The following is a 2,247-nucleotide window of genomic DNA, read 5'->3' as shown; positions in this document are numbered from 1 at the left end:
GGGCCATGATTCGGCGCACGTAGAACGGGTGCAGGTGGCGCCAGTATTCGCGTACGTCGCGGTGATTCGCCTGCGCAATCGTCTGGACGCCGTCCGCATGGAACGAGCTCCACCCGCCGACGTGGTCGGGATGGCCCTGGGTGAAGGTGATGTGCCGCAGGGGGCCGGTGCTGGCTCGCGCGAAACGCGCCTTGATCTCGGGTGCTTCGAAGTCAGTGCCGGTGTTGATCAGCACGTCGCCATCGGGCGTGGTGACCAGGTAGCTGTTCGCGATGTTCTTGGACATGAAGATGCCCTCGCCCATATCGATCGCATCCTGGCTGCCCTCGCCCTGTTTGACGAGTTCGTCGAGCGATGGCGGCATCGGCGGTCACCTTTCGAGATCGGCGTTTGCATAACCTAACATTTGTTCTCTACGGCCGTATAGTATCGGCGGCCATGACGACCCAGTGCTTCGACGAACTCGTCACCCGAGCCTGCGAGCGCGCCGGTCTCGACGACTTCGGCGACGACACTTGGCAGGAGGGCCTGCGGCTGCTGATCAACAGCTGCGAGTCTGCCCCGGGTGTCAACCCGGGCGGGCGCGAATTCGTCTACAGCCAGTTCGTTGACGCGATGTGGAACCGGCTGCGCGTCATCGACTACATCACGCAACATCCCGAGGTCGCCGACGAGAAGGTCGACCGTCCGCTGGTGGTGCTCGGTCTTCCCCGCACCGGCACCTCGCTGGCAAGTTATCTGCTGGATCAAGATCCGCGCCGCCGGTCGTTACTGACCTGGGAGGCTGAGGATTCCGTGCCACCGTCGACACCGCATACGCTGCGCACCGATCCGCGCTGCCTCAAGAAAAAGGGTGAGCTGGAGGTACTGGCCGAGGGGCTGAAAGCCGCCAACATTCCGTTGGTGCATTGGGACGAGGCCGACGGGCCCACCGAGTGTCTGTTCGTGCAGAACCAGGATTTCAAGGCCTATCTGTGGGAGTCGTTCATGCCCACATCCGAATACGCGGAGTGGCTTCTTGCGACCGACATGACCAGCGCATACACCTACCAGCGCAACGTATTACAGATGCTGCAGTCACGCGCACCGGGCACGTGGTCGCTGAAGATGCCTTCCCATGCGGTGCACATCGAAGCGCTGCTGGCGACCTATCCCGACGTGCGTATCGTCTGGGCACACCGGGACCCGTTTCAGGCGACCGCGTCCTTCTTGCGCCTGAACTATCTGTCGCGCTCGGTGATGGGCGCCGACCTCGATCAGGACAGCATCGTGGCCAACGTGCTCAGCCAGTTGCACGCGCATGTCACCCGCCCGCTTCGGACCCGCAAGCGCATCGGCGACGACCGTTTCTTTGATTTGCACTATGCGGACCTGATGCGCGATCCCATCGCAGCGATGCACGCGTTGTATGACTGGGCCGCAGACGATCTGACTGCCGACACCGAAGCATCGATGCTCAGCTGGCTCGAGCAACACCCGCAGGACCGCCACGGGGCCGCTCCCTATTCGCTGGATGGATCGGGCGTGACCCGCGCCGACCTCGAGCCGCTGTTCGACGAATATCTGTCGGCGTTCGACGTCGAGCTGGAGGAGGCGAAGTGAGGGCCGCAGTCACTACCGAGGACCACGGCTTCGACATCGTCGACGTGGCCGACCCGAGCCCGGGCCCCGACGAACTGCTGATCCGCGTTGCCGCGTGCGGAGTGTGTGGCTCCGACATCAAGGCCCAACTCTATGCACCCGCCGGCATGATCATGGGCCACGAACTGGGCGGTGAGATCGTTGCGGTGGGATCGTCGGCAGGCGAATGGCGCGAAGGCACGAACGTCGCTGTGCTACCTGTCGTTTCATGCGGTGCGTGCCGATACTGTGCGGCCGGCGCGGTATCGCACTGCGCGCACACCCGCTATATCGGGATGGGACCGGCCGGCGGCTTCGCCGACCTTGCGGTCGTGCCCGCACGCCACGCGTTTGCGATGCCCGCCGACCTGCCCGCAACCTATGCGGCTCTGGTTGAGCCCTTCGCGGTCGGGTTGCATGGCGTGCACAGCGCTGAGGTCACCTCCGGCGACGAGGTGGTGATCGTCGGGGCCGGCGGCGTCGGGCTCACGACATTGGTCTGGGCGCTCGAGAAGGGCGCGGTTCGCGTGACCGTTGTCGACCCGGATCTTCGACGCCGCGAATTCGCGAAAGCGACCGGTGCCACTGACGTCCTGGAGTCGGTCGCCGACGCCGACGTGGCGGGAT

General features: G+C 64.5%; 3 protein-coding genes. 2 read left to right on the top strand and 1 reads right to left on the bottom strand.

Translation table 11 applies throughout. The features are described from left to right. The coding region (locus VN856_RS11555) for an MBL fold metallo-hydrolase (RefSeq protein WP_325689080.1) at positions 1-364 on the bottom strand (364 nt) is incomplete at its 3' end. Positions 365-438: 74 nt separating this feature from the next. Between VN856_RS11555 and VN856_RS11550 the strand changes: the two genes are divergently transcribed. Then, positions 439-1,602 (top strand): sulfotransferase, encoded by a 1,164-nt coding sequence (locus tag VN856_RS11550; protein ID WP_325689078.1) that lies wholly within the window; start codon positions 439-441, stop codon positions 1,600-1,602. Continuing rightward, positions 1,599-2,247 (top strand): zinc-dependent alcohol dehydrogenase (locus VN856_RS11545; RefSeq protein ID WP_325689076.1); only part of this gene is annotated, 649 nt, incomplete at its 3' end. The genes VN856_RS11550 and VN856_RS11545, both read left to right, overlap by 4 nt.

Origin of the sequence: Mycobacterium sp. (assembly GCF_035603715.1) — a bacterium.
Taxonomy (GTDB): Bacteria; Actinomycetota; Actinomycetes; order Mycobacteriales; family Mycobacteriaceae; genus Mycobacterium.
This window is presented reverse-complemented; position numbering and strand designations above follow the sequence as displayed.

What these genes read in the sequence shown, in the direction of transcription:
- VN856_RS11550 (WP_325689078.1), top strand. Translation starts at nt 439, where the DNA reads ATGACGACCCAGTGCTTCGACGAACTCGTCACCCGAGCCTGCGAGCGC.